Raw genomic sequence first — 4,305 nt, 5'->3', positions numbered from 1 at the left:
CAGCTCGAGCCACGCGAGCCCGGGCAGCCGCATCTCGGCGCGCAGCCGCAGCAGCCGCCCCGGCCGGATCACCACGACGCGCCAGAAGTCGCCCGCGTCGTCGACGAGCGGCCGCGCGGGGTGGGGACCCAGCCGGAGACCGGCGCGGAGAAGTTCTCCGCCTATGCACTCGAGGCCGAGGAGATGGACGCGGTCCTCGCGGCGCATCCGGCGGTGGCGCAGGGGATGCAGACCCTGGACTGCGCGATCATGGACCTCGCGGACGACATCGCCTACGCCGTGCACGACCTCGACGACTTCGTCCGCGCCGGGGTCCTCCAGCACGCCCCCGTGGCCGGGGAGTTCCGGGCGTGGCTCGCGGACGACGGAGCGCTGGCGCACGCGGACGCGGAGTCGCTGAGCGCACGCTGGCGCTCACCGGGGGCCTCGCTCGAGCTCCTCTGGCGCGGGCTCGCGTACAAGGACCCCTGGATCGCCGCACGCGAGGTGTTCGCCGAGGCGGTGGAGAGGGTGAGCACGGAGCTCGCCGAGGGGCTCCTCGCCCGCCCCTACGACGGCGGCGGGATGAGCGAGCGCGCCGTCTCCGCCTTCACCAACAGATGGATCGACCGGCTCCGGTCGTCCATCGTCGTGGATGCGCGGCCGCACGTGCGCAGCGGGCACATCCGGCTCGATCAGCGGGCGTGGCACGAGGTCGCGGTGCTGAAGTTCGTGCACTCCCGGTTCGTGCTCGACCTGCCGGAGCTCGCGCAGAACCAGCGCGGCCAGGCACGGGTGATCGAGGATCTGGCGCTCGCCTTCGACGCCTGGCTGTGCGATCCGCACGACCGCACCCGGGCACCGCGGCGTCTCCTCGAATGGGTGGACGAGGCCACGGAGGCGACGTTCGCGCTCGCGAGCAGGCGCCCCGAGCTGCTCTCCGGTGACCGCGGTGAGGAGGGGCTGCGACGGCAGGGACGCGCACGGGCGATCCTCGACTACGTCTCCTCGCTCACGGATCAGCAGGCGCTGGCGACGCACGCCTCGCTGAACGGCCGGGTGCCGCTGCCCACCCGCTGAGCTGCCCGCCGAGCGCGGGCTCAGCCGGAGAGACCGGCGAGCAGGAGCGAGACGGTCATCGCGACGATGACGGTGTTGAACGCGAAGGCGAAGACGGTGTGCGCGCGCATGGCCGTCCAGACCGTCCGGGTCCGGGGCGAGGCGTGTGCACCCATCAGCGTCGAGACGAAGACGGAGTGCGTGAGATAGTCGCCGAAGCGCGTCTCACCGGGCACGGGGAAGTCCATCCGCGCACCCGCCGCGTGCAGCCGCTGGTAGCGCAGCGCGAACGAGTACGCCATCACCGCCCACGAACCCGCCGCGGCACCGAAGCCCAGGAGGACGAGCGTGGGCTCCTCCCGCAGCCGGCCGGACTGGGCGATCGCGAGGACGAGCGCGGCGGAGACGACGGAGGCCGCCAGCGTGAAGTTCTCCGCGCTGTTCGAACCCAGCAGCGAGTGCCACCAGCGCACGGGGGCGGCATGCTGCTCCGCGCCGAGCCGCCGCAGCTCCTCCGGCCTCAGGCGTGCGTGCACCCGGTGGGTGAGAGCGCAGTACAGCCCTGAGAACAGCACCCAGAACACGAGGAAGGCCGTCGGTGCCGCCGTCCGCACCAGCAGTCTCGCGGTGTCCGGCCACGGCCGGCCCTCCGCGCCCTCGAGCGCGGCGCGGATCTGCGCGGCGCCGTCGGTGAAGCCGAGGAGCAGCAGCGCCGCGGTGAGCACGAGGGCAGCGACGAAGGCCGCCGTCTGCCGGAGGTGGTCGCCTGCCAGCATGCCTCAGTCCCCTGCCGCGCCGGCACCGATCGCCTCCAGCAGCCAGGCGAACTCGAACGCCGTGTCCCGCCAGGCGCCGTAGCGGCCGGAGGCTCCCCCGTGACCGGCGGACATCTCGGTCCTGAGCAGCACGTCCGCCCCCACCTCCCGCAGGCGCGCGGTCCACTTCGCGGGCTCGACGCAGAGCACGCGCGTGTCGTGGAGGGAGGTGACCGCGAGGATCCGCGGATAGCGCTGCTCGGTGACGTTCTCGTACGGCGAGTACGCGCGGATCCGCGCGTAGGCCTCCGGGTCGTGGAGCGGATCGCCCCATTCGTCCCATTCGACGACGGTCAGCGGCAGCTCCGGCATGAGGATGCTCGTGAGCGGGTCCACGAAGGGCACGTCCGCGAGGATCGCCGCGAACAGCTCCGGTGCCTGGTTCGCCACCGCCCCCATGAGCAGACCGCCGGCGGAGCCGCCCATCGCCGCCAGCCTGTCCGGGGTGGTGAGGCCGGCGGCGATGAGGTGCCGCGCCGCGTCCGCGAAGTCCGAGAACGTGTTCTGCTTGTGCTCCAGCCTGCCCTGCTCGTACCAGCTCCGCCCCAGCTCGCCGCCGCCCCGGACATGCGCGACCGCCCAGACGACGCCTCGATCCAGCAGACTCAGCCGGGCCACGGAGAAGTAGGGGTCCATGCTCGTCTCGTAGGAGCCGTAGCCGTAGAGGACAGTGGGCGCGGGCTCCCCCGCTCCCACGGCGGACGGCTTCCAGACGAGGCTGACCGGGATCCGGGTGCCGTCGGCGGCCTCCGCCCAGTCCAGCCGCTGCGCATAGTCCGCGGTGTCCACGCCTCCCAGCACCTCCTGCCGGCGGCGCAGCCGCAGCGCGCCGGTGGCGGCATCCGCATCGAGGATGCTGTGGGGCTCCACGAAACTCTCGTGGCTCACCCGCACGTGCGGCTGATCCCAGGCGAGGTTCTGCACGGGGACGGTGGTGCCGAGCGCGGAGTCCGCGGGCCGGATCTCCCGTACTGGGCCCCAGACTCCGCGGCCCGCGCCGCCGGACCAGGAGACGATGCCCACCCGTGCGAACCCGCCCTGCCTGAAGCTCACGGCGAGGAAGTCCGCGAACGCGTCGACCCCCTCGATGCGCGCCCCCGCCGCTTCCTCCGTGAGCGCTCCGGCCACGGGGATCCCGGCCGCCTGCGGGTCCGTGAGCGGCACGTCGACGATCGAGAAGTTGCGCCGCTCCCTGTTGTGGGTGAGGAGGAGCCGGTCCTCGCCGCCGCGCACGCAGTGCTCCACGGAGTACTCCACGCCCTCCTCGCGGGGCAGGACGGGGACCGGCCGCGCACCCGGGGTGCGGAGGTCCAGGGTCCACCACTCGCTCGTGTTCTTCGACTGCGAGGAGACGAGGGCGAAGGCCCCGGAGCGGCTGAGGTCGAAGCCCAGCCAGAAGCTCTCATCCGGTTCCTCGAGGAGCAGCTCGTCCTCGGCCGGGGAGGTGCCCACGCGGTGACGCCAGAGCCGGTGCGGCCGCCAGGCCTCGTCCGCGGTGGTGTAGTAGACGTGCTCGCCGGCAGGGTCCAGTTCCGCACCTGCGAAGGTGCGCGCGATCGTCTCCGGCAGGTCCGCGCCGGTGGTCAGGTCGCGGATGCGGAGCGTGAAGAGCTCGTCGCCCGTGGTGTCCACGGCCCAGACCATCCGGGAGCCGTCATGGGAGCAGGACAGCGCGCCGAGGGAGAAGAAGTCCGTGCCGGCGGCCTCGGCGTTGCAGTCGAGGAGGACCTGCTCCCCGGGGAGCGCTCGCCCGGGGTCCACCTCCGGCGGGGTCCAGTCCCCCGGCCGGGCGGGCACGCGGCAGTGCACCCGGTAGTCCTTCCCCTCCTCGCTGCGGGTGAACAGCCACCACGCGCCCAGCCGCACGGGGACGCTCATGTCCGTGAGCCGCACGCGGGAGACGATCTCCGAGAAGACCTCTTCCCGCAGGTCCGCGAGGTGGGCAGTGCGTGCCTGTGTGTGGGCGTTCTCCGCCTCCAGGTGGGCGCGGACCTCCGCGGAGTCCGTGTCCCGCATCCACTCGTACGGGTCCCAGAAGGTGTGGCCATGGTGGGTCCGGGGCCGGGGCCGCGACGGTGCGACGGGAGGCTGCACGGGATCGGAGACCCGGGCGGAGGCGGGAGAAGGGGAGGCAGAACTCATGCCTTCACCCTAGCCTCGGCCCCGGTCTCCCCCGCGCCCCGGACCCGGCTCAGTCCCGCACCACCGCCTCGCCCTCGCGGCGCAGCTCCACCTTGCGGATCTTGCCGGACACCGTCATCGGGAAGGACTCCCGGACCTCCACGTACCGCGGGATCTTCTGGTGGGCGAGCTTCCCGGCGGCGAATTCGCGGACCTCCTCGGCGGTGAGGGTCTCGTAGCCCTCGCGGAGGATGACCCAGGCGAGCAGCTCCTCGCCGTACTTCTCGTCCGGCACGCCCACGACCTGCACGTCCCGGATGGCCGGGTGGGT

Annotated in this window: 3 protein-coding genes and 1 pseudogene; 1 reads left to right on the top strand and 3 read right to left on the bottom strand. The window is 72.9% G+C overall.

Annotated elements, in window-relative coordinates:
- Positions 1-183 precede the first annotated feature (183 nt).
- Positions 184-1,059 (top strand): hypothetical protein, encoded by an 876-nt coding sequence (locus tag Q0A33_RS16575; RefSeq protein WP_363316553.1) that lies wholly within the window; start codon positions 184-186, stop codon positions 1,057-1,059.
- A gap of 20 nt (positions 1,060-1,079) precedes the next feature.
- On the opposite strand, the gene Q0A33_RS08850 is transcribed toward Q0A33_RS16575, so the two are convergent.
- The 3 genes and pseudogenes from Q0A33_RS08850 to Q0A33_RS08840 form a co-directional block, all read right to left on the bottom strand.
- Positions 1,080-1,814: a DUF1345 domain-containing protein gene (locus Q0A33_RS08850; protein WP_291795212.1), complete on the bottom strand. Its 735-nt coding sequence runs from the start codon at positions 1,812-1,814 to the stop codon at positions 1,080-1,082.
- Between the two features lie 3 nt (positions 1,815-1,817).
- Positions 1,818-3,995, bottom strand: coding sequence for a S9 family peptidase (locus tag Q0A33_RS08845; RefSeq protein WP_291795210.1), 2,178 nt, complete (start codon positions 3,993-3,995; stop codon positions 1,818-1,820).
- Positions 3,996-4,044: 49 nt separating this feature from the next.
- Positions 4,045-4,305 (bottom strand): annotated as a pseudogene (locus tag Q0A33_RS08840) (AMP-binding protein); the annotation flags it as partial.

The organism is Brevibacterium sp. (genome assembly GCF_022712115.1).
Lineage (GTDB): Bacteria > Actinomycetota > Actinomycetes > Actinomycetales > Brevibacteriaceae > Brevibacterium > Brevibacterium salitolerans.
The sequence above is the reverse complement of the archived record's forward strand: the minus strand, read 5'-3'. Positions and strand labels throughout refer to the sequence as shown.

Coding starts and splice junctions, on each gene's coding strand:
- Q0A33_RS08845 (WP_291795210.1), bottom strand. CDS start 3,995: ATGAGTTCTGCCTCCCCTTCTCCCGCCTCCGCCCGGGTCTCCGATCCC.
- Q0A33_RS16575 (WP_363316553.1), top strand. CDS start 184: ATGGACGCGGTCCTCGCGGCGCATCCGGCGGTGGCGCAGGGGATGCAG.
- Q0A33_RS08850 (WP_291795212.1), bottom strand. CDS start 1,814: ATGCTGGCAGGCGACCACCTCCGGCAGACGGCGGCCTTCGTCGCTGCC.